The sequence below is a fragment of the Micromonospora sp. CPCC 205558 genome (assembly GCF_036902955.1).
GTDB lineage: Bacteria > Actinomycetota > Actinomycetes > Mycobacteriales > Micromonosporaceae > Micromonospora.
This window is the reverse complement of sequence record NZ_JBAKHR010000013.1, coordinates 1-18,920: the sequence shown is the minus strand read 5'-3', so window position 1 is coordinate 18,920 and position 18,920 is coordinate 1. Positions and strand designations below refer to the sequence as shown.

Below are 18,920 nucleotides of genomic sequence, written 5' to 3'. Positions count from 1 at the left end.
CACATCGAACGGCGAGGGTGTGGTGCAGGACCACGGCCGAACGGAGCCGTCGGTGCTGGCGGGTGATGCGGAAAGGGCGAGGTCCCATGCGTTATGTGGAGGTGGGAACGAGGGCGCTGCTCGCCATCGTTTTCCTGGCGGCGCTCGTCGGCAAGGTGGGGAGCCGGGCCAGCTATCCGGCGTTCGTCCGGTCCCTTCGGCAGATGGACGTGCTGCCCGCGGCCTTGCTGCGGTCGGCCGCGGCGGCGACCGTGGCGGCCGAGCTGGCGGTCGTGGTGCTGCTGTTCGTTCCCGGCAGGCGGAGCGGGGTCTTGGGCTTCGTGCTCGCCGGTGCCCTGCTGGCGGCGTTCACCGCTGTGGTCGCGATCACCGTCCGCCGTGGGCGCCGAGCGCCGTGCCGCTGCTTCGGGGCCTCGGACACGCCGCTGGGCAGGCAGCACATCGTGCGCAACCTCGCGCTGACGGCGACCGCCGTGGTCGGTCTCGCCGCGTCGGCGTCGGCCGGGGAGCTACGACTGGCGGAAGCCGCCCTGGCCGGCTGTGCCGGGCTGCTCGGCGGCGTGGTGGTCGCCGCGCTCGACGACCTCGTCGCCCTGTACCGGTCACCCGCCTGAGCGGAGTGCGCCAGGCGGCGCCGAGGCCGACACCGCCGGAGGTCACCAACAGGCGAGGCTGGGGTCGGTCAGCCCAGGAACAGCTGGACGAGCACCAGCACGGCGAGCAGCGCCGGCCCACGTGAGCCCTGCCGCAGCAGGTCGACCGGGATCATCCCGAACGGCGTGTTCACCGTCGCGCCGCCGTAGTCGATCGGCGGGCGGGTGCCGGCCCGGAACGCGGCGGCCACCACCCCGAGCGCCAGCGTCGGCGCCAGCCAGGCCGGCCCCGGGTCGACGGTCGGCAGGGTCAGCAACCACCACAGGCCCGCCCCGACAGCCGGCACCACCACGTGGATCCCGCGCAGCAGGTTGTCGCTGCCGCCGAGCGCCCGGCGCAGACCGGGTGAGCGGCTGACCGCCCGCAGACCGCCGGTGAGCCGGTCGGCGGCGAGGTACGCGAACACCACCTGCGCGGCACCGGCCAACCCGGGCAGGGCGAGCGCGGCAGCGTACTGCACGCCGATCAGCGCCGCCCAGATCAGCACGGCGCTCGGGTGCCGGCGCAGCCGGCGTACGTCGGCCTGGAGCAGCGCCCACCAGCCGGGGCCGGGCAGGAAGCGGCGGCTGCGGACCCGGCCGATCCGACGCCAGCGGCGGCTCTCCACCAGATTGGCGAGCAGGCTCGGATCCAGCAGGATCGTGGCCGTGGCGGCGGCGTTGGCGAACTGCGCGCCGGTGGTCAGGGTGGCCCGGTCGACCCGGGGCAGCGCGCGTACCGCGAGGATCGTGCCCAGGCCGGCGAGCGGCACGGCGAGGGCGACCAGCGCGATGGTCGGCGTGGTCGCCGGCCGGGGCAGCCCGTCGCCGAAGCGACCGACGAGCACGACCACTGTGGTGATCACGGCCGCCGCCGCCATCGGCACCGCCCCGACCACTGTCGGCCAGCGTCGCCCCGACCGGCTGCTCTGGGCGACGACGCTGAGCGCCAGCGCGGCCGCACCCCACCCCGCTCCGGCCGCCGCCGCCCAACCCAGGGCGGTCGGGTCGCTGACCCCGCCGAGCGCCGCCACGGCCACTCCGAGCGCCGCGGTGCCGGCCGCCGCGCCCACCAGCAGCAGGACGAAGCGCGGCGCCAGCCAGGCCTGTCGGTCGACCGGCGCGCTGGTCGCCCAGCTCTGCGTGGCCGGGGTGACCAGCAGCGGGCCGAGCGCGCGCAGGGCCCGCCAGGCGAGCCCCGCGCCGGCCAGCAGCGCGGCGATGGCCAACCACCACCGCACGCCCGGCTCGGCCTGCCCCACCGTGGGGGAGTCCAGCAGGTCGCGGCTGGCGCTGATCGCGAACCAGCCGTACATGCCCACGAACAGGACCATGACGTACGCGTCGCCCAGCACGTCACCGAGGGAATGGTCGTGGTGCCGGCTACGGGCCTTGCGCAGGTGCGTCCGCACCTGGCGGGCGGTGGGCACCCCGGCCAGCGTGTCGGTGACCGTGGCCGGCCCGGCGGTCACTTGCCGATCTCGATGCGCTCGTCGACCACCGCGTCGATCAGCTCCGGGTCGTGCGAGGCCAGCAGCACGGCCGTGCCCGCCGCCCGTTCCCGCAACAGCCGGTCGGCGAGCCACTGCCGCCCGCGTACGTCCAGCCGCTGCTCGGGCTCGTCGAGGATCAGCACCCGGCGTGGCCGGACGAAACAGGACGCCAGCGCCAGCCGGCGGCGCTGCCCGCTGGACAACGTCACCGGCAGTTGGTCGCGGGCCGGCTCCAGACCCAGCTCGGCCAGGACCTCCTCGACCGGCTCGGCGTCACCCCCGTGGGCGTACGCGACCAACTCCAGGTGCTCGACCACGGACAGGTCGGGAAAGAAGTCGATGTCGTCCAGGGCGGCCGCCACCAGCGCCCGCACCTGAGGATCGGTCTCGTCGGCCCGGCGGCCCTGCACCAGCACCTCGCCCGAGTCCGGCCGGTCCGCGCCGACGACACAGCGCAGCAGGGTGGTCTTTCCGCTGCCGTTGGGGCCCAGCACCACCGCGATCCGGCCCGCCGGGAGCGTGAAGCTGACATCGTCGAGCACCACCAGGTCGCCGAAGTTTCGGCTGAGTCCCCGTACCGAGAGCGCGTCCACGATCACAGAGTCTCCCAGAGCCCTGCCACCGGCCAACCCGAGCGACCTACGTCACGCGACGCTCGGCGTCCTCCTCGAGTCGGGCGTCGGCGGCGGCCAACCCCTGGGCGTCGGCGACCTCCTCGGCGACCGCCGCCGCGTCCGCCCAGTGCCGCCGCGCGTCGGCCCGGTCGTCCAGCGCGGCGCAGGCGTCGCCCAGGTAGAGCAGGGTGCGCGCCAGACCGGCCGTCGGGCGCATCTCCTCGCGCAGCCGGCGGCTCTCGGCCAGCAGCTCGTACGCCGTGCGCGCCTGCCCCGGCGTGCTGTTCAGCAGCGTCGCCCCGGCGTTGAGCAACGCCGTCGCCTGGCTGGTCGGGTCGTTGACCGACTCGTACTCGCGCAGCGCGGCCCGCCACGCCTGGGCGGCGTCCAGGTGCTCGCCGAGCGCCGCGTGCACCAGCACCAGGTTGGTCAGCGCCGCCGCGTACCCGCGCGCGTCGCCCACCGACCGGAACGTGTTGGCCGCCCGCACCAGGTGGTGGTGCGCGGTGTCCGGTTCTCCCCGGGCCAGTTGAGCCGCGCCCAGGCCCAGGTCGGTGAGGGCGTGCCCGGCCCGGTCGGCACCCGAGCGGTGCCGGCGGGACATCTCCAGGTGCTCCACCGCGTCGTCGAGCTGACCCAGGTCGAGCAGGGCCAGGCCGAGGTTCATCCGCGCCTGCGCGTTGCCCCGCCGCCCTCGCTCGTTGACCGCGAGGGTCAGCGCCGCGGCAGCCCCCTGCGGGTCGTGTCGGCGTCGACGCAGCACCCCCAGCTCGTTGTGCGCCCACCCGGCGATCTCCGGGCGGTCGTCGGCGGTCGGGGTGGCCAGCACGGTGCGGCAGACCTGCTCCCACTCGTCGAGCCGGTCGGCGTACGCCAACCACCCGCACAGCGCCACGGCCAGCCGGAACCACCACCGGCGGACCCGGCGGGGCAGGGTCTCCTTCGCGCCGGCCGGCACCCGCACCACCGCCAGCAGCAGCTCCTGGTGCAGGTCGAACCACCCGTACGGGTCGTCGTCCAGCGGCAGCGACCACTCCCGGTCCCCGGCGGAGCCGAGCACCGTCAGGTTGGCCACGTGCCGTTCGGCCCGGCGGGCCAGGTGCCGGGTCAGCCGGGCCTGCGCGGCGACCCGGGCCCGCACCGGATCGGCGTCGCGCAGGTGCAGTCGGGCGCTGCCGGCCAGCAGGGGGCGGATCTCGTACCGGTCGCCGGGCGCGCCGACCACGAACGCGGCGGCGGCCAACCGGTCGAGCAGCGCCGTCACCAACTCGGGGTGCCGCCCGGCCAGCGCGGCGATGGTGGGCCGGTCCACCGGGGCGGGCACCAGCGACATCAGCCGGTACAACCGGCGGGCCTGGCGGGGCACCGCCTGGTACGCGATGTCCCGTTCGGTGACCAGGCGGGCCGCCGGTGAGACGGCGAGTCGCTGGTGCGGGGGCGTCTGCACCGCGCGGCGCAGCGCGTCCAGCACGTCGGAGTGCCGCCAGCCGTGCTGAGCCGTGCGGTAACCCAGCGCGCGGACGGTGCGTGGCTGCCGCCCGCACAGGTCGACGATGTCGCGTACCGCCGGGTCGGTGCGCGGGTCGGCCCGCCGGACCCGGGCGGCGGGTGCGGCCCCGCCCGCCGTCGCGAACAGCTCCACCGCCTCGGACGTGCCCGGTTCGGCGATCCAGTGCGCGACCACACCTTCCAGACCGACCAGCGCCGGACCACCGGCGAGGAGCAGGCGGCAGGTGCGCGCGGTGGGCGGCAGCAGCGGCCGGACCTGGTCGGGGCGGTCGACGTTGTCCAACACCAGCAGGATCTTGCGACCGTCGAGCTGGCCGCGCAGCGCGTCGGCGGCGGCGGCGAGCGCGTCCGGCCGGCCGGACGTCGGCGGGGCGGTGCCCAGGATCCGGGCCAGCGCGGTGAGCACCTGCCGGGCCGAGCGGGGCCGGCCGCGCCGCCGCAGGTCCAGGTAGTACTGCCCGTCCGGGAAGTCCTCCCGGCACCGGTTCGCCGCCTGCACCGCGCACGCGGAGGTGCCCACCGCACGTCGTCCCAGGACCGCCACCGCGTGTTCCCGCGCCAGCAGATCGACCACCGCGTCGACGTGCTTGTCGCGTCCGGTGAACTCGGCCGTGTACGGCAGGGTGGGCGCCCCGGTGGCCGGCGTGGTGAGCACCTCCGTCGGCTCAGGGCCGACCTCCCGGCCGGCCCGGCGGCGGCGCACCTCGTACACCACGTAACCGACGACGCCACCGGCAGCCAGGACGGTGGTCACCGGCCCGAGCACGCTGGCCGCCAGCTCGGAGAGCAGATTGCCGGCCAGGTTGCTGCCCACGTTGGCCAGGATGCTGCCGACCACGCCGCCGATCGCGATCAGCGCCGGCCAGCGCGAGCCACCGCGCGCACCACCCGGACCGGTCACCGGACACCGCCGGAGACCAACCCGGCGACCAGGTGCCGCCGGGAGAGGACCACGAGCACCACCGGCAGCACCGAGGCGAGCACCGAACTGGCGGCCAGCGCGCCACTGTTGCTCACGAAGCTGCGGGTCTGCTCGGCCAGGAACGGCCCGAGCGGCGACGCCCCCGACGCACTGAACAGCCGACCCACCACCAGGTCGTTCCAGACCTGGACGAACTCCAGCACGGAGACCGCCACCACCGCCGAGAGGTTGTGCCGGGCCAACCGGCGCAGGGTGTGCCACCACCGACGCCCGCCCAGCCGGGCGTCGCGGACCTGCTCGACCGGCAGGTCGGCGAACGCGTTGCGCAGCACCAGCACCGCGAACGGCACGCCCAGCGCGATGTGCACCAGGGCCAGGCCCTGAGCCGTGCCGGACGAGAGCACCAGGCCCAACACCTCGTTGACCGGCCCGGCGATGACCTGGATCGGCACCACGCTGGCGGCCAGCAGCAGCAGCCCGGTGGCCTGCGCGGCCGGCCCGGTCAACCAGGCCAACGGGTACGCGGCCAGCAGCGCGACCACGAGCACCGTGGCCGTCACCGCGGTGGCCAACAGCAGGGTGAAGCCCAACGTGCGCCACAGCTCGGTGCCGGTGACCAGGTTGCGGTACGACTCGACATTCGGCGCGGTCGACCACCAGCCGCGCGCGGCGGCGTCCACCCTGCCGTGCGCCGACGTGGCCACCAGCACCGCCATCGGCACCAGCCAGGCGATTGCGGCACCCGCCGCGAGCAGCCGGAACACCCGGCGGGGCGGGGCGGCGGGAGCGGGCTCCGCAGCCGCCTCGACACGCGGCGGAGGCCAGGCCTGCCGGACGAAGAGCGCGGCCACCATGATCCCGCCGATGACCGCCACCAGCCACACCACGCCGAGCGCGGCACCGTCGCCGGTGGTGGTGCCCCCGGACGTCTGCCAGATCCGCAGCGCGAGCACCGACGCCTCGTCGCGGACCGAACCGGGGGTCATCACCAGGATGAGGTCGAACGTGCGGCTGGTGCCGACCGCCACCAACGCGAAGACCACAGCGGTCGTCCGCAGCAGCAGTGGCCGCCACTGCGCGTCCCACAGCACGTGGCGACGCCCACCGCCGTAGGCGCGGACCGCGTCGGCGAGACTCGGCGGCACCGCGTCCAGGGCGGACCGGAAGACCAGCACCGCCAACCCGACCCAGGCCCAGACGAACGCCGACATCAACGCGACGGTGACCGTCCCCGGCCCGAGCAGCTGCGGCGCGTCCTCGACCGAGCGGCCGGTCAGTCGGGTCGCGACCAGGGTGGCGAGCCCTCGGCTCGGGTCCGGGTCGTACATCAGCCGGAAGGTGACCCCGGTGACGACCAGCGGCAACGCCACCGGCACCAGGAGGATCAACCGGACCAGGCCGCCTTCCTGGGAGCGGCGGGACGCGGCGGCGAGCAGATAGCCCAGCGCCGTCACCACCGCCGGCACCAGCAGGGCCCAGAGGATCGTCCGGCCGACCACCGCGCCGGTGCCCGGGGCGGCGAGCGCGGTCCGGAAGTGCGCGGCGCCGACCCAGCGGCCGTCGGTGGTGACGCTGGCGTGCATGGTTCGCAGCACCGGCCACAACACCAGCCCGCCGAGCAGCACCGCGGCCGGCAGCAGCAGGGCCGACGTGGCACCTGCCGCCGGATAGGCCCGACCCCGCCGGGCCGGCCCGACGTCGTCGAGGACCGCCAGCTCGCCGAGGACCCGCACCTGGCTCATCGGCCGCCTCCCGCGCTGCGCGCCGCCGCGGCGAGCAGGCCGGTGGCCCGGCGGATCGCCTCGCTGGCGCGCACCCCGTCGGTGACGTCGGCGAAGAAGCCCTGCATGATCCGCCAGATGCCGACCCCGTCCGAGCCGGTGAACGCGCCGGGCAACTGGTCGGAGAGGTCGAACCGCAGGGTGCGGGGCGTCCGCATCTCCTCGGCGAGCCTCTGGCTGACGGCGTCCCGGTAGCTGCCGATCGTGACGTTGGTGTTGGGCGAGAGGTAGCCGCCGGCGCGCAGCCACGGCTGGAACGAGTCGGCTCTGGTGAGCCACTCGACCAGCTCGACCCCGCCCCGGGCGTCGGCGAACGCCACGGCCGCGTCCCCACCGACGATCAGTGGGCCGCCGCCCGGTTGGGTGCCCGGGAACCGGAACGTGACCGGTGCCTCCGGGCCGCGCTGGAACGGGTCGGCGACGTCGGCGGTGAAGTCGGCCCCGACGAGCATCACCGCCCGCTTCGTGTGCACCACCTGGATCACCGACTCCTCGTACTGGGTGAGCAGGGCTCGACGGCCGCCGCCGACGAACGCCCCGTTGATGCTCCAGAGCCCGGCGAGCCGGTCCAGCGCGTCGCGCACCGGTCTGCCCTGCCAGTCGGCGTCCGGCCGGGCGAGGGCGTTGTAGCTCTCCGGTGCAACGTCGGCCAGGACGTTCTCGAACCAGTCGGTGAGCACCCAGCCGTCCGCGGCGCCGATGGCCAGGGGCGCCGGGCCGCCGTCGCGTTGGGCGAGCGCGGCGAGCTCCTGCGTACGCCGGACCAGCGCGTCCCAGTCGGCCGGCTGCACAGGCAGCATCGAGGGCAGGTGCCAGACCAGCGACTTGTGCGCCGCCTTGACCCAGACGCCATAGCGCTGGCCCTCGGCCGTTAGCAGCTCGCCCAGCCCGGCGGGTACGGCGTACTCGGTGGACGCGCGCACCGGGCTCAGCCAACCGCGTTGGGCGTACTCGGTGACCAGGCCGGGGCGCGGCAGGATCGCCACGTCCGGGCTGGTGCCGGCCAGGTGTCGGGCGCGCAGGAACGCGTCGATGTCGTTGCCGGCGCTGACCACCTGCACCCGCCCGGGGTAGCCGGCGACGACCTCGCGGAACCGGTCCAGCTCGCTGGTGCTCCAGACCACCGCGACCTGCACCGACCGGGACCCGCCGGAGCAGCCGGCGGCCAGCGCGGCGGCGCCCGCGGCGGCGGCGCGCAGCAGCGTGCGACGACGAGCCCGGACGGGCGGCCTCATCGGGGTGCCTCGCTCGGCTCGGTGACCAGTTCGTGCCGCACCGGTATCTCGGCGAGGGTGGCCGGGTCGGCGGTGCAGACCAGCACCGCCACCCCGGGGGCGTCCGGTGGGGAGAGTCGAGGCACCAGGTCACCGAGGCGGCTGTCGCCAGCTGAACCGGCCGGCAGGTCGACCACGAGCACCTCGGGCAGGCAGGCGGCCGCTCGGGCGAGCGCCACCCGGAACCGCTGGGCGGCGGAGATCTGGTGCGGCAGCAGGGTGAGGGAGAGCGCCAACTCGAGTCGGTCGACCACGCTGGCCGTCCAGTCGTTGGCCACCTCGTGCACCCGTTCGCGTTTGCGTTGGCCGTACTCGATGTTGCGCCGCACGGTCAGCTGCGGCAGCAGCGCGCCACCGGCGGGCACGTAGCCGATCTGCCGGCGGGGCGGCGGCAGGCCGGTGACGTCCCGGTCGCCGACGAGGATGCGACCGGTCACCGGCGGGGCGAGCCCGGCCAGCACCCGGGTGACCGCCGTGCCGAACCGGGGCGGCGCGACCAGGGCGGCGAGCGTGCCGGCGGGAACGTCGAGGGTCACCGGCCCGGTGCCGGGGACGGCGACCAGTGCGCGTAGCCGTAGCGTGACCCTCACCTCCGGTGACCGTTGATGACCGTCCCAGGGTGGCACATCGTGCCGACAACCGAAGCCCCCGACCGTTCCACTGTGGAACGGGTCGGCCCTGATCAGGCGGGGGAGTACAGCGCGGCGAGCCCGGCCGCGGTGGCCGCCAGCCGTTCGCGCAGCGCCACCGGGGTCAGCACCTCGACGTCGGCGCCGAGGCGCAGCAGGTCGCCGTGGGCATGGGTGAGCGACTCGATCGGCAGCACCGCGCTCACCCAGCCCCGCGCGTCCGGTGGCCCGGCGCTTCTGTCCATCGCGGTCACCACCGGGTCGCTGCCGATCTCGCGCAGCCGCTCCCGCCCGGCGGGGGAGAGCCGGACGTGGGCCTCGCCCCGGTGCAGCCGGGCCCGGAACCCCGCCACGTGCGCCCGCCACCAGGCCGGCAGATCGAAGTCGGCGGGCCGGTCGAACTCCTGCGCCAGCGGGGTGAGGGCGAGGATCTGGTTGACCCGGTAGGTGGCCGGCGTGCCCCGGCCGGGCTGGGCGGCCACCACATACCACCGGCCACCCTTGAGGACCAGGCCGTACGGCTCCAGGACCCGGGTCACCTCGCCGTTCCAGCCGCGGTAGCGCACCTCGACGCGGTGCTGTCGCCAGACCGCCTCGGCCGTGCGGGCCAGCTCGGGCGAGGCGTCACCGTCGGCGTACCACCCGGGGGTGTCCAGGTGGAAGCGTTGTTGCAGTCGGGTCGCCCGGTCGCGCAGCGGCGCGGGGAGCGCGGCGTGCAGCTTGAGTTGCAGCGCCGCGACCACGTCGCCGTAGCCCAACTCGTCGGCCGGGCCGGGCAGCCCGGCGAGAAACAGCCGGTCGGCCTCCTCGGCGGTCAGCCCGGTGAGGCGGGTCCGCCAGCCGTCGACCAGTTGGTAGCCGCCGGCGTGCCCGGCCTCGCCGTAGAGCGGGATGCCGGCGGCGTGCAGCGACTCGACGTCCCGGTAGATGGTGCGGGGGGAGACGGCCAACCGCCCGGCGAGCTGCGCGGCGGTCAACCGCCCGTGCGACTGGAGCAGCAGCAGGACGGAGAGAAGTCGACTGGCCCGCACTTCACTGACACTAGCTGTCAGGGGACCGGTCGTACCGTCCCGGCATGGCTTTTCGAGACAAGGATCTGAGAACACCGGAACCGATCATGGTGGACGGTCGTCCGCTCAAGCGGTACCACATCGACCAGCCGGAACGGCCGCTCGAACCGGAGGTGGAGAAGGCCGCGTACGACCTGCTGCCCGCCTTGCTGGCCGACGTCGTGGACGACGGCACCCCGGCCGCCGGCTGGGTGGTGCTGCACCGGGGCGCGGACACCGGCGCCTACCTGCTGGCGTACACCTGGATGTTCGACAACGCGGTGGAGGTGCGGGTCGCGGTGGCCGGGCAGCCGGCACTGGACTGTCCGGACGACGACCCGGCACACTTCGTGCACCTCCCCCGCTCGGGGATCGGCTGCGTCTGGGAACTGGCGGTGCTGGAGCACGAGCGGGCCGCCTGGGTGCGCCACATGCTGGTGCCGGAGAGCCCGAACGTGACCGATTATCTGCGTGACACGCGAGCGGAAGGGCCGGTGGGCCGCTGATGGGCGACTTCGACTTCTTTGTGGGCACCTGGAACGTCGTCAACCGGCGGCTGCGCAAGCGGCTGGTCGGCTCCGACGAGTGGGAGGAGTTCCCGGGGGTGTCGGTGGCGCACGGCTTCTTCACCGGCGGCGGTCACTTCGACGAGATCACGTTCCCCACCAAGGGCTCCGCCGGCGCCACGATCCGGATCTTCGACCCGGCTCGCGAGGAGTGGTCGATCTACTGGATGAGCAGTGACACCGGGGTGCTGGGGTTGCCGCCGATGGTGGGTCGCTTCGTCGACGGGGTCGGCCACTTCTACGCCGACGACCAGCACGAGGGGCGTCCGGTGCGGTGCCGGTTCATCTGGTCGGACATCAGCGCGACCACCGCCCGCTGGGAGCAGGCGTTCTCGGTCGACGGCGAGCAGACCTGGGAGACCAACTGGATCATGACGTTCACCCGGGCGTCCGACTAGGGGTTCGCCGCGGCTGCTGAGGCGGTCAGGCCGCGGCGGCCACCGTCGTACTCTGCCCCACGTCGCGGCGGCGCAACAGCACGGTGACCGCCACGAGAGCGACCAGCAGCGCCGCGAGCACGTACACCGGGGCTGGGCCGAGCGGCGCGAGCAGTGTCAGCAGCGCGACGACGGGGAAGGCGACGACCACCGCGCCGTGCTGCTGGCGGCGTACGTGCAGCACCCAGACGGTGAGCAGGAAGACGGCGACCGGGACGGCCACCGCGTACCCGGCGGTCCTTTCCGAGATGTGCGCGAGGTGTCGTGCGTGGTCCACCGACACCCCCAGGCCCGCGCCGACCCCGGCGATCGCCGCGAAGATCAGATAGTGGCCGTAACCCCAGACCAGGGAGTACGGCAGCCGATCGGGTGCCTCGTTGCGCCGATCGAAGTAGAGCCACCACAGCGCGAACACGATGACCGCGCCCGACGCCGCGAGCAACCAGAGGTCGTGTTCCCCAGCGTCGAGCCCGTCCTGGATCGCCAACGAGACGGCCGCCACCGCCTCACCGAGCACGATCAGGGTGAACAGCCCGTACCGCTCGGTGATGTGCGCCGGATGCCAGGGGGTCATGCCGGGTCGTTCGGCCACCGCCGGCACCAGCACGTCGGCCAGCGCCAGCAGTACGAACGACGCGAGCCCCCACTCGGGGGGCAGCAACAGGCGCAGCAGCCACCCGAGCTGCACCACCGTCACCCCGATCGCGTAGCGGCGCGCCGCCGCACGGTGCGCGGGGTCGCCGACCGCCGCTCGACTCCAGTGCACGACGGCGGCCAGCCGCATCACCACGTACCCGTAGGTGATGACGGTGAAATCGTTGTCGCCGAAGGCTCGTGGCACCCCGGCCGCCAGGATCAACGCCCCGAGGATCTGCACCAGAGTGGTGATCCGGTAGACGTCGTCGTCGGTGTCGTAGGCCGAGGCGAACCAGGTGAAGTTCACCCACGACCACCAGATCGCGAAGAACACCATCACGTAGCCGGTGACCGCGTGGGCGAGGTGACCCTCGGCCAGGAAGTGGTGCAGGCTGGTGGCGGCCTGCGCCACGGCCACCACGAAGCAGAGGTCGAAGAAGAGTTCCAGCGGGGTGGCAGCCCGGTGCGGCTCGTCGCGGCGGTGTGGCCGCATCGGCCGGTAGAACGGCCGCACCGACCGAGGTTGAGTCACCGCAGTCCCTCAGGTGACCTCAGCCGCGCCGACGGCCGTGGGTCAACCCCTCCAACACCAGGGTCAGCCCCGCGCCGACCAGCCAGACGTCCTTGGCGAGCCCCGAACCCTGCTGCGTCGGGCGGATGCTGCCGGGTTCACGCATCCCCGGCGTCTTCAGGTACAGCTGCACCAGGCCGGCACCGAACGCGGTCAGGCCGAGCCCGACCAGGGGCGCCGGGACGAACGGCGCGATCAGCGCGGACCCCAGGGCGATCTCCGAGTACGCCAGCAGTTTGGCGAAGCGCGTCGAGTCCAGCTGACCGAGCTGAGGCATGGCGGCGACCGCCATCCCGTGCATGCCCTCGGCCGCGCCGCCCTCCAGGTTGCGCTTGCCCAGACCAGAGTTGATGAAGTACGCGCCGATGGTGAACCGAAGCGGCAGGTGGGCGAATTTCATTGTCACTCCCGTTGGCCGTGGTCGAATGCGGCCCGCGTACCCCGGACCGCCCGCGATAACCCGCCGGGCCGGCTGGGCAGGCCGTGGTGGTCGCGGTAGGTTCGCCGGGGGCCCAGCGCCGAGCCCGTGGCACACCCGCCCACCCCGGCACCCGGCCCGCCGCAGACCACCAGCAGGAGGCGAAGTGAGCCAGGAAGTCCGGGGAGTCATCTCCCGCAGCAAGGGCGCGCCGGTCGAGGTCACCACCATCGTGGTGCCCGATCCGGGGCCCGGTGAGGCGATCGTCCGGATTCAGTCGTGCGGTGTCTGCCATACCGACCTGCACTACCGCGAGGGTGGCATCAACGACGACTACCCGTTCCTGCTCGGTCACGAGGCCGCGGGCATCGTGGAGCAGGTCGGCGAGGGCGTCACCGACGTCGCCCCGGGCGATTTCGTGGTGCTCAACTGGCGGGCGGTCTGCGGTGTCTGCCGCGCCTGCCGCCGGGGTCGGCCCTGGTACTGCTTCAACACCCACAACGCGAAGCAGCGGATGACCCTCACCGACGGCACCGAACTGGCCCCGGCGCTGGGCATCGGGGCGTTCGCCGAGAAGACCCTGGTGCACGCCGGGCAGTGCACCAAGGTGGACCCGGCGGCCCGACCCGCCGCCGTGGGTCTGCTCGGGTGCGGGGTGATGGCCGGGCTGGGCGCGGCGATGAACACCGGAAACGTCAGCCGGGGCGACTCGGTCGCGGTGATCGGCTGCGGCGGCGTCGGAGACGCGGCGGTGGCCGGTGCGCTCCTCGCCGGAGCCACCACGATCGTCGCCGTGGACACCGACAGCCGCAAGCTCGACTGGGCCCGCCAGTTCGGCGCCACGCACACCGTGAACGCGTCCGAGACCGACCCGGTCGAGGCGATCCGTGCCGCCACCGGTGGCTTCGGCGCCGACGTGGTGATCGACGCGGTGGGTCGACCGGAGACGTGGAAGCAGGCGTTCTACGCTCGCGACCTGGCCGGCACGGTGGTGCTGGTCGGCGTACCGACCCCCCAGATGCAGATCGAGCTGCCGCTGCTGGACGTCTTCGGGCGGGGCGGCGCCCTCAAGTCCAGTTGGTACGGCGACTGTCTGCCCAGCCGGGACTTCCCGATGCTCACCGAGCTGTACCTGCAGGGCCGACTCGACCTCGACGCGTTCGTCACCGAGGAGATCGCGCTCGACCAGGTCGAGAGCGCCTTCGACCGGATGCACCACGGCGACGTGCTCCGCTCGGTGGTGGTGTTCCCGTGAGCGCCCGGGTCGACCACGCGGTCACCTCGGGCACGTTCTCCCTGGACGGGCAGACGTTCGACGTGGACAACAACGTGTGGGTGATCGGTGACGACCGCGAGTGCGTCGTCCTGGACGCGCCGCACGACGTGGCGGCGATCCTCGCCCTGGTGGGCGACCGGCAGGTCCGGGCGATCCTGGCCACCCACGCCCACGACGACCACGTCCGGGCCGCGCCCGAGCTGGCCGAGGCCACCGGCGCGCCGGTGCTGCTGCACGCCGCCGACCGGGTCCTCTGGGACCTGGTCCACCCACATCTGCCACCACACGGCGAGCTGCACGACGGGCAGAGCATCGAGGTGGGCGGCACCACCCTGCGGGTGCTGCACACCCCCGGGCACAGCCCCGGGGCGTGCAGCTTCCACGCGCCGGAGTTGGGCGCGGTGTTCACCGGCGACACGCTCTTCGCTGGTGGTCCGGGAGCGACGGGCCGTTCGTACAGTGACTTCGACACCATCGTCCGGTCGATCCGCCACCGCCTGCTGACCCTTCCGGCGGAGACGATCGTGCACACCGGTCACGGTGACGACACGACGATCGGCACGGAGGCGCCGCACCTGCAGGAGTGGCTGGACCGCGGCCACTGAATCCTGCCCTGGCTGGCGCGTCGACCTGCTGACGTGTTGGTGCGTGGTCGGCGGGCTCAGCGTTCGTCGGCCGCGCCCAGCACCGCTTTGACGTCCAGGATCGGGGTGCCGTCGAGGGCCTCCAGATCGACCCGGCCGACCGGGTGCAGCAGGTACGCGTCGTCATTCAGCGCCTCGACCATCCTCGCTCCCTCCTGGACGATCCCAACCTAGCCGCGCCGCGACGCTAGGATCCCGCGCATGGCCGCCGACTCGCCCGCCCCTGTCGTCCGTCAGCTGCGCCTCGTGGTGGAGGCCGCCGACCACGAGGCCGCCGTCGCGTTCTTCCGCGACGCGCTGGGCCTGTCGGAGGAGGCGGCGTTCAGCGGCGAGGGGGACGCCCGGGTGGTGATCCTGGACGCCGGCCGCGCCACCCTGGAGATCGCCAACCCCGCACAGAAACGCCTGATCGACGAGGTCGAGGTGGGTCGGCAGGTCGCGCCGCGCATCCGGGTGGCCTTCGAGGTGGACGACACGGAGGCGACGACCGCCCGTCTGGTGGCCGCCGGGGCGAGCGAGATCGCGCCGCCGACGCGTACCCCGTGGCAGTCGCTCAACTCCCGCCTCGACGCCCCTGCCGGCCTCCAGATCACCATCTTCCAGGAACTCCCCGGGCCGGACGAGGGGGCAACCTCACCCACCGTGTTGGCCTAGACGCCGGCTGGCGTTCGGAAACCGGCCCGGCGTTCCCAAAACACCCTCCGTCACCGTCGTCTGGCCTTGTGCGGGCAGAGCCGCCATGTCCGACTCGATGCCGTGACCCGGTTCACACCCGGCGGGCCCACGGGCATTTCCGGAATGCCCGACACGTGAACCCGGTTGTGTCCCCGTACCGCCGGAGCCCAAACCCTTTCCGCGGTCATCTCCCGAGGAGTGTTCACCCCGGAGCGCTCCGCACGATCGAAAGGGCAACCATCGTGAAGGTCGACTTCACTAGATGGCTCCCCGCCATCGCTAAGGACTCGTACCGCAAGACCGCGCTGAGCGTGGCGGGTGTGGCCGCCCTCGGCGGTCTGGCGCTCGCGCCGACCGCAACCGCGGCCCCGGTCACCTCCGGACCGCACCAGGGCGCCGTCGCCGCCATCGACCTCGCCACCGGCAAGGCCGCCACCTCGGCACAGCAGAACGACCAGCAGCCCGTCGAGTCGGGTCTGACCACCGGCTCCGCCACCGGCAAGCCGCCGGCGGGCAAGCCGAGCCGGGCCCAGCTGATCCCGCACGGCATCGAGGGCGCACAGTCACGAGTGCCCCTGGACGACGCGCAGCTGGCCAACGCCCGGGCCATCGTCCACGCCGCCAAGAAGACCGGCGTCGGTGACCGGGGCGCGGTGATCGGCGTCGCCACCTCGCTGCAGGAGTCGAAGCTGTACAACCTCGGCCACCTCGGCGCGTACAACGACCACGACTCGCAGGGCCTGTTCCAGCAGCGTCCGTCGTCCGGTTGGGGCACGCCCGACCAGATCACCGACCCGGAGTACGCCGCCACGGCGTTCTTCACCGCACTCAAGAACGTCGGCGGCTGGCAGGACCTGCCGCTGACCGCCGCCGCGCAGACCGTTCAGGTCTCCGCCTTCCCGTACGCGTACGCGCAGTGGGAGGAGCAGGCGGCGGACATCGTCCAGCAGCTCTGGTGACACCCGCACATCCGCGCCGGCCGGTCCCGTTCAGGGGCCGGCCGGCGTCGTCATGTCGTCAGCAGGCCGGGTAGAGGCGGCGGGTGCCGACCCCGGCCGCGTACGCCTCGCGGTCACTGAACCCGCAGCCGTAGTCCGGTCGGGCCACCACCGCCGGGTCGGTCACGGTGTCGCCGGCCGGGCGCTTGCCGGTGCGTACCCAGGACACCAGGTCGTCCCAGGCGGCGCCGGCCTCCGCCGGGGTGAACTCGCAGTGCTGCGTGGCCCGGATCGCCCGCTGAACCACCAGCCTGCTGCGACCGTGCCGCGCCACGTCGGTGGCGTACGCCTGCTCCATGCTGAACGGTACGAACAGGTCCCCGAGACCGTGCAGGCTGAGCACCGGCGCGCTCGGGCGGCCGGCGATCCGCGGCACCTCGGTCAGCGTCGGCAGGAGCCGCTGCCGCACGTTCTCCGGGGCGACGCGCTGCACCGTCGCGTTGACGTTGACCGGGCTGTTCGGGGTGTAACGGGTGAGCAGATTGGTGGAGAGCTGGCCGGGCCGCTGGGCGGGGGAGTTGCCGCTCCCGGTGGGCACGCTGATCGAGAAGAGGAAGTCCTTCCAGAGCGCGAACGCCGCGTCCGCCCCCGGACGTAGCCCGCCGGAGCGGTTCACCGTGATCGCCCGCAACTGCTTGCCCTGATCCGTGGTGGTGTCCGGCCCGGTGGGGGTCAGCCCGGCCAGGCCGAGCGCCACCTGGATGCGCGGCGCGGCGTTGGTCAGGTAATCAGCCGGCGTCGGGTAGGCCGGCACCCCGGCGAGCGCCTGCGCGACCAGGTTGTAATCCAGGTAGAAGTCGAGCAGCGTCTGATCACCGAGCACCCCGCACATCGGTAACGCGCCGTCGTAGAAGCCCGGGTACTGCTCCAGCGAACGACCGATGACGTACCCGCCCATCGACACCCCGGCGACGTAGGTGTGCTTTGGCCGGCGGACCGTCCGCCCGAAGTGGTCCGCGAGGTCCTTCGTCCCGAGCACGCCGGAGCGGATGTCGAAGCCGTTCCGGTCGTACGAGGACGACGCCCAGGCGTACCCCTGCTCCAAGAGACGCTGGCGCAACCCGAAGGCCGGCGGCTCCGGCGAGAGCACCGTGCCCTGGCCGCGATAGCCGTGAGCCCACAACACCAGGTCGCCGTTCCACCGGGCGGGGACCTCGATGATGTACCCGGCGTGGCGGTGCACGCCCTGGCGTACCGTCGTCGGTTTGCCGCCCACGAGCAGCGGGGCCAACGGTGGATTCTCGATGGTGTAGCCGGGCAGCGGCGCGCCGCCCCTCGCGTTGCGACCGGTGGCGCTGGCCGGTGCGGCACCGGCCAGCCCGACCGCGAGGGTCAGCGTCGCGGTGGCGGCGAGCAGCCGGCGGAGGGTACGAACGGGTGTGGACAGCATCGATGCTCCCCATCGGACGGATGTCGCCCGGGGGCGACCAGCGGGACGGCTGCCTACCGGCCGGTAGCGTCCTGAACCTAGAACCGCCGTCGACCAGTGTCAATGGGTACGCTGATCGGCCGCTCAACCACGACCGTCCGGCCGAACCCGGTCGCCGGTGCCGTTGGTCGACCGGGTTGACTGGTCGCCGTGGACGAGTCGATCTGGGCGGCGGCCCGTGCGTCGCGCAACTGGCTGGACGGGGCGAACGGCACCGGACAGACCGAACTGACCTGCCGCATCCTCAAGCTGACCGAGGAAGCGGGGGAGGCGTCAGCCGCCTGGATCGGTCTGCTCGGGCAGAATCCGCGCAAAGGTGTCACCCACACCCGCGAGGACGTCGCGGCGGAGTTGGCCGATGTCGCCTTCACCGCGTTGGTGGCCATCGAAAGCCTCGGGCTGGACGCGCAAACCACCCTCGACGCCTGCGCCGCAAAGGTTCGCTCCCGACTCACGGACCAAGGATCTTCCTAGGTCCAGTCGCCCCTTGTCGACCTCAGCCGCCATGACCTCGACGGTATGCGAGGTTCCGCCCAGAGTCCGGGTGCCGTAGGCCTCCGGCCGGCCGGGCGGTCCGTCACGTTTGTGCGGCGGTGGTGTGACGGGCTCCACCCGCCGGCCGGAATCATGGCCGGGTCGGGGTCGTTACATACCCTGACGATCGCAGCACCACCGACCCGCCGGCCCGGCCCTCACGGAGCAGGTCGCAGGTCGCGCAGGTTGGAATGCCAGCCGGCGTCCGGTCGTTACAGTCCCCACGACCGACCGCAGGCACCGCCTCCATACGGGCGCCGACGGGTTGGGCCAACCCCGGAATGACCCCGGCCCCCGGTCGTTACACATGGACCCGGCGCCACGAGCCCCCCGCTCGCAGGTCGCCCGAAGACTTCCCCCCTTTGTTTGTGCAGCGCCGGACGAGGTGCTCACACCCTGCCGCTGTTTCCCCCTTGCGGTTGGGGTGTCCTACCCCCGAAGGAGCTACCCCCATGAACACGATCTTCCGTAAGAGCATGCTGTCTGTTGCTGGTCTCGCGTTCGCCGGTGGTGTCTTCGCCGGCCCGATCGCCCACGTGGCCAACCCGGTCGACAAGCCGGTCGCGGTCGCGGTGCAGGCTGACAAGCCCGACACCAGCAAGCTGATCCCGCACGGCACCCAGGGCGATCAGTCGCACATCACCCTGAACGACGAGCAGACCGCCAACGTGAAGGCGATCATCGCCGCCACGAAGAAGGCCGGCCTGCCCGAGCGCGCCGCGGTCATCTCGATCGCGACGAGCCTGCAGGAGTCGAAGCTGGAAAACCTCGGCCACCTCGGCGACATGAACGACCACGACTCGCTGGGCCTGTTCCAGCAGCGCCCGAGCTCG

At 73.2% G+C, this 18,920-nt stretch carries 19 protein-coding genes and 1 pseudogene; 9 read left to right on the top strand and 11 right to left on the bottom strand.

Translation table 11 applies throughout. From position 1 onward, the window contains the following. Window positions 1-86: 86 nt before the first annotated feature. Window positions 87-614, top strand: a complete 528-nt coding sequence (locus V6U86_RS17100) for a MauE/DoxX family redox-associated membrane protein (protein WP_334504396.1) — start codon at window positions 87-89, stop codon at window positions 612-614. Window positions 615-682: 68 nt separating this feature from the next. On the opposite strand, the gene V6U86_RS17095 is transcribed toward V6U86_RS17100, so the two are convergent. From V6U86_RS17095 to V6U86_RS17065, 7 genes are all read right to left on the bottom strand, one after another. After that, window positions 683-2,104 carry a DUF6297 family protein gene (locus V6U86_RS17095; RefSeq protein WP_334504393.1) on the bottom strand — a complete coding sequence of 474 codons (1,422 nt, stop codon included), beginning with the start codon at window positions 2,102-2,104 and terminating at the stop codon, window positions 683-685. Further along, window positions 2,101-2,724: an ABC transporter ATP-binding protein gene (locus tag V6U86_RS17090; protein WP_334504391.1), complete on the bottom strand. Its 624-nt coding sequence runs from the start codon at window positions 2,722-2,724 to the stop codon at window positions 2,101-2,103. Before V6U86_RS17090 ends, V6U86_RS17095 begins: the two co-directional genes overlap by 4 nt. A 40-nt stretch (window positions 2,725-2,764) precedes the next feature. Continuing rightward, entirely contained in the window at window positions 2,765-5,149 is a 2,385-nt protein-coding gene (locus V6U86_RS17085; protein WP_334504389.1) for a tetratricopeptide repeat protein, read from the bottom strand. After that, complete coding sequence (locus V6U86_RS17080) at window positions 5,146-6,912, bottom strand: ABC transporter permease (protein ID WP_334504387.1); 1,767 nt, start codon at window positions 6,910-6,912, stop codon at window positions 5,146-5,148. Before V6U86_RS17080 ends, V6U86_RS17085 begins: the two co-directional genes overlap by 4 nt. Next, window positions 6,909-8,186, bottom strand: coding sequence for an extracellular solute-binding protein (locus tag V6U86_RS17075; RefSeq protein ID WP_334504385.1), 1,278 nt, complete (start codon window positions 8,184-8,186; stop codon window positions 6,909-6,911). The genes V6U86_RS17080 and V6U86_RS17075 overlap by 4 nt, the downstream gene beginning before the upstream one ends. Next, a complete protein-coding gene (locus V6U86_RS17070) occupies window positions 8,183-8,815 on the bottom strand; it encodes an ATP-binding cassette domain-containing protein (protein ID WP_334504383.1) in 633 nt (210 codons plus the stop codon). The genes V6U86_RS17075 and V6U86_RS17070 overlap by 4 nt, the downstream gene beginning before the upstream one ends. A 92-nt stretch (window positions 8,816-8,907) precedes the next feature. After that, entirely contained in the window at window positions 8,908-9,885 is a 978-nt protein-coding gene (locus V6U86_RS17065) for a helix-turn-helix transcriptional regulator (RefSeq protein WP_334504381.1), read from the bottom strand. A 44-nt stretch (window positions 9,886-9,929) separates the two neighbouring features. On the opposite strand from V6U86_RS17065, the gene V6U86_RS17060 reads away from it, so the two are divergent. Together V6U86_RS17060 and V6U86_RS17055 are read left to right on the top strand one after the other, a co-directional pair. After that, the gene (locus V6U86_RS17060; protein ID WP_334504379.1) at window positions 9,930-10,409 is read left to right on the top strand and encodes a hypothetical protein; all 480 of its coding nucleotides are present in this window, start codon (window positions 9,930-9,932) and stop codon (window positions 10,407-10,409) included. Further along, window positions 10,409-10,867: a hypothetical protein gene (locus V6U86_RS17055; RefSeq protein ID WP_334504376.1), complete on the top strand. Its 459-nt coding sequence runs from the start codon at window positions 10,409-10,411 to the stop codon at window positions 10,865-10,867. The genes V6U86_RS17060 and V6U86_RS17055 overlap by 1 nt, the downstream gene beginning before the upstream one ends. 25 nt (window positions 10,868-10,892) lie before the next feature. Here V6U86_RS17055 and V6U86_RS17050 read toward each other — a convergent pair whose 3' ends face one another. Together V6U86_RS17050 and V6U86_RS17045 are read right to left on the bottom strand one after the other, a co-directional pair. Then, window positions 10,893-12,074 carry a low temperature requirement protein A gene (locus V6U86_RS17050; RefSeq protein ID WP_334504372.1) on the bottom strand — a complete coding sequence of 394 codons (1,182 nt, stop codon included), beginning with the start codon at window positions 12,072-12,074 and terminating at the stop codon, window positions 10,893-10,895. A gap of 19 nt (window positions 12,075-12,093) precedes the next feature. Further along, window positions 12,094-12,513: a hypothetical protein gene (locus V6U86_RS17045; protein WP_334504370.1), complete on the bottom strand. Its 420-nt coding sequence runs from the start codon at window positions 12,511-12,513 to the stop codon at window positions 12,094-12,096. Between the two features lie 184 nt (window positions 12,514-12,697). Between V6U86_RS17045 and V6U86_RS17040 the strand changes: the two genes are divergently transcribed. Further along, complete coding sequence (locus tag V6U86_RS17040; protein ID WP_334504368.1) at window positions 12,698-13,786, top strand: S-(hydroxymethyl)mycothiol dehydrogenase; 1,089 nt, start codon at window positions 12,698-12,700, stop codon at window positions 13,784-13,786. After that, window positions 13,783-14,412 (top strand): MBL fold metallo-hydrolase, encoded by a 630-nt coding sequence (locus V6U86_RS17035; RefSeq protein ID WP_334504366.1) that lies wholly within the window; start codon window positions 13,783-13,785, stop codon window positions 14,410-14,412. The genes V6U86_RS17040 and V6U86_RS17035 overlap by 4 nt, the downstream gene beginning before the upstream one ends. A 56-nt stretch (window positions 14,413-14,468) precedes the next feature. Here V6U86_RS17035 and V6U86_RS17030 read toward each other — a convergent pair whose 3' ends face one another. Then, entirely contained in the window at window positions 14,469-14,594 is a 126-nt protein-coding gene (locus tag V6U86_RS17030) for a hypothetical protein (RefSeq protein ID WP_334504364.1), read from the bottom strand. Between the two features lie 58 nt (window positions 14,595-14,652). Between V6U86_RS17030 and V6U86_RS17025 the strand changes: the two genes are divergently transcribed. Together V6U86_RS17025 and V6U86_RS17020 are read left to right on the top strand one after the other, a co-directional pair. Continuing rightward, entirely contained in the window at window positions 14,653-15,105 is a 453-nt protein-coding gene (locus tag V6U86_RS17025) for a VOC family protein (RefSeq protein ID WP_334504362.1), read from the top strand. 263 nt (window positions 15,106-15,368) lie between these two features. Next, the gene (locus tag V6U86_RS17020; protein ID WP_334504360.1) at window positions 15,369-16,085 is read left to right on the top strand and encodes a hypothetical protein; all 717 of its coding nucleotides are present in this window, start codon (window positions 15,369-15,371) and stop codon (window positions 16,083-16,085) included. A gap of 58 nt (window positions 16,086-16,143) precedes the next feature. On the opposite strand, the gene V6U86_RS17015 is transcribed toward V6U86_RS17020, so the two are convergent. Continuing rightward, the gene (locus V6U86_RS17015; RefSeq protein ID WP_334504358.1) at window positions 16,144-17,514 is read right to left on the bottom strand and encodes an alpha/beta hydrolase family protein; all 1,371 of its coding nucleotides are present in this window, start codon (window positions 17,512-17,514) and stop codon (window positions 16,144-16,146) included. Window positions 17,515-17,703: 189 nt separating this feature from the next. Between V6U86_RS17015 and V6U86_RS17010 the strand changes: the two genes are divergently transcribed. Further along, window positions 17,704-18,027, top strand: coding sequence for a MazG-like family protein (locus V6U86_RS17010; RefSeq protein ID WP_334504356.1), 324 nt, complete (start codon window positions 17,704-17,706; stop codon window positions 18,025-18,027). Window positions 18,028-18,539: 512 nt separating this feature from the next. Then, a pseudogene (locus V6U86_RS17005) lies at window positions 18,540-18,920 on the top strand (hypothetical protein); the annotation flags it as partial.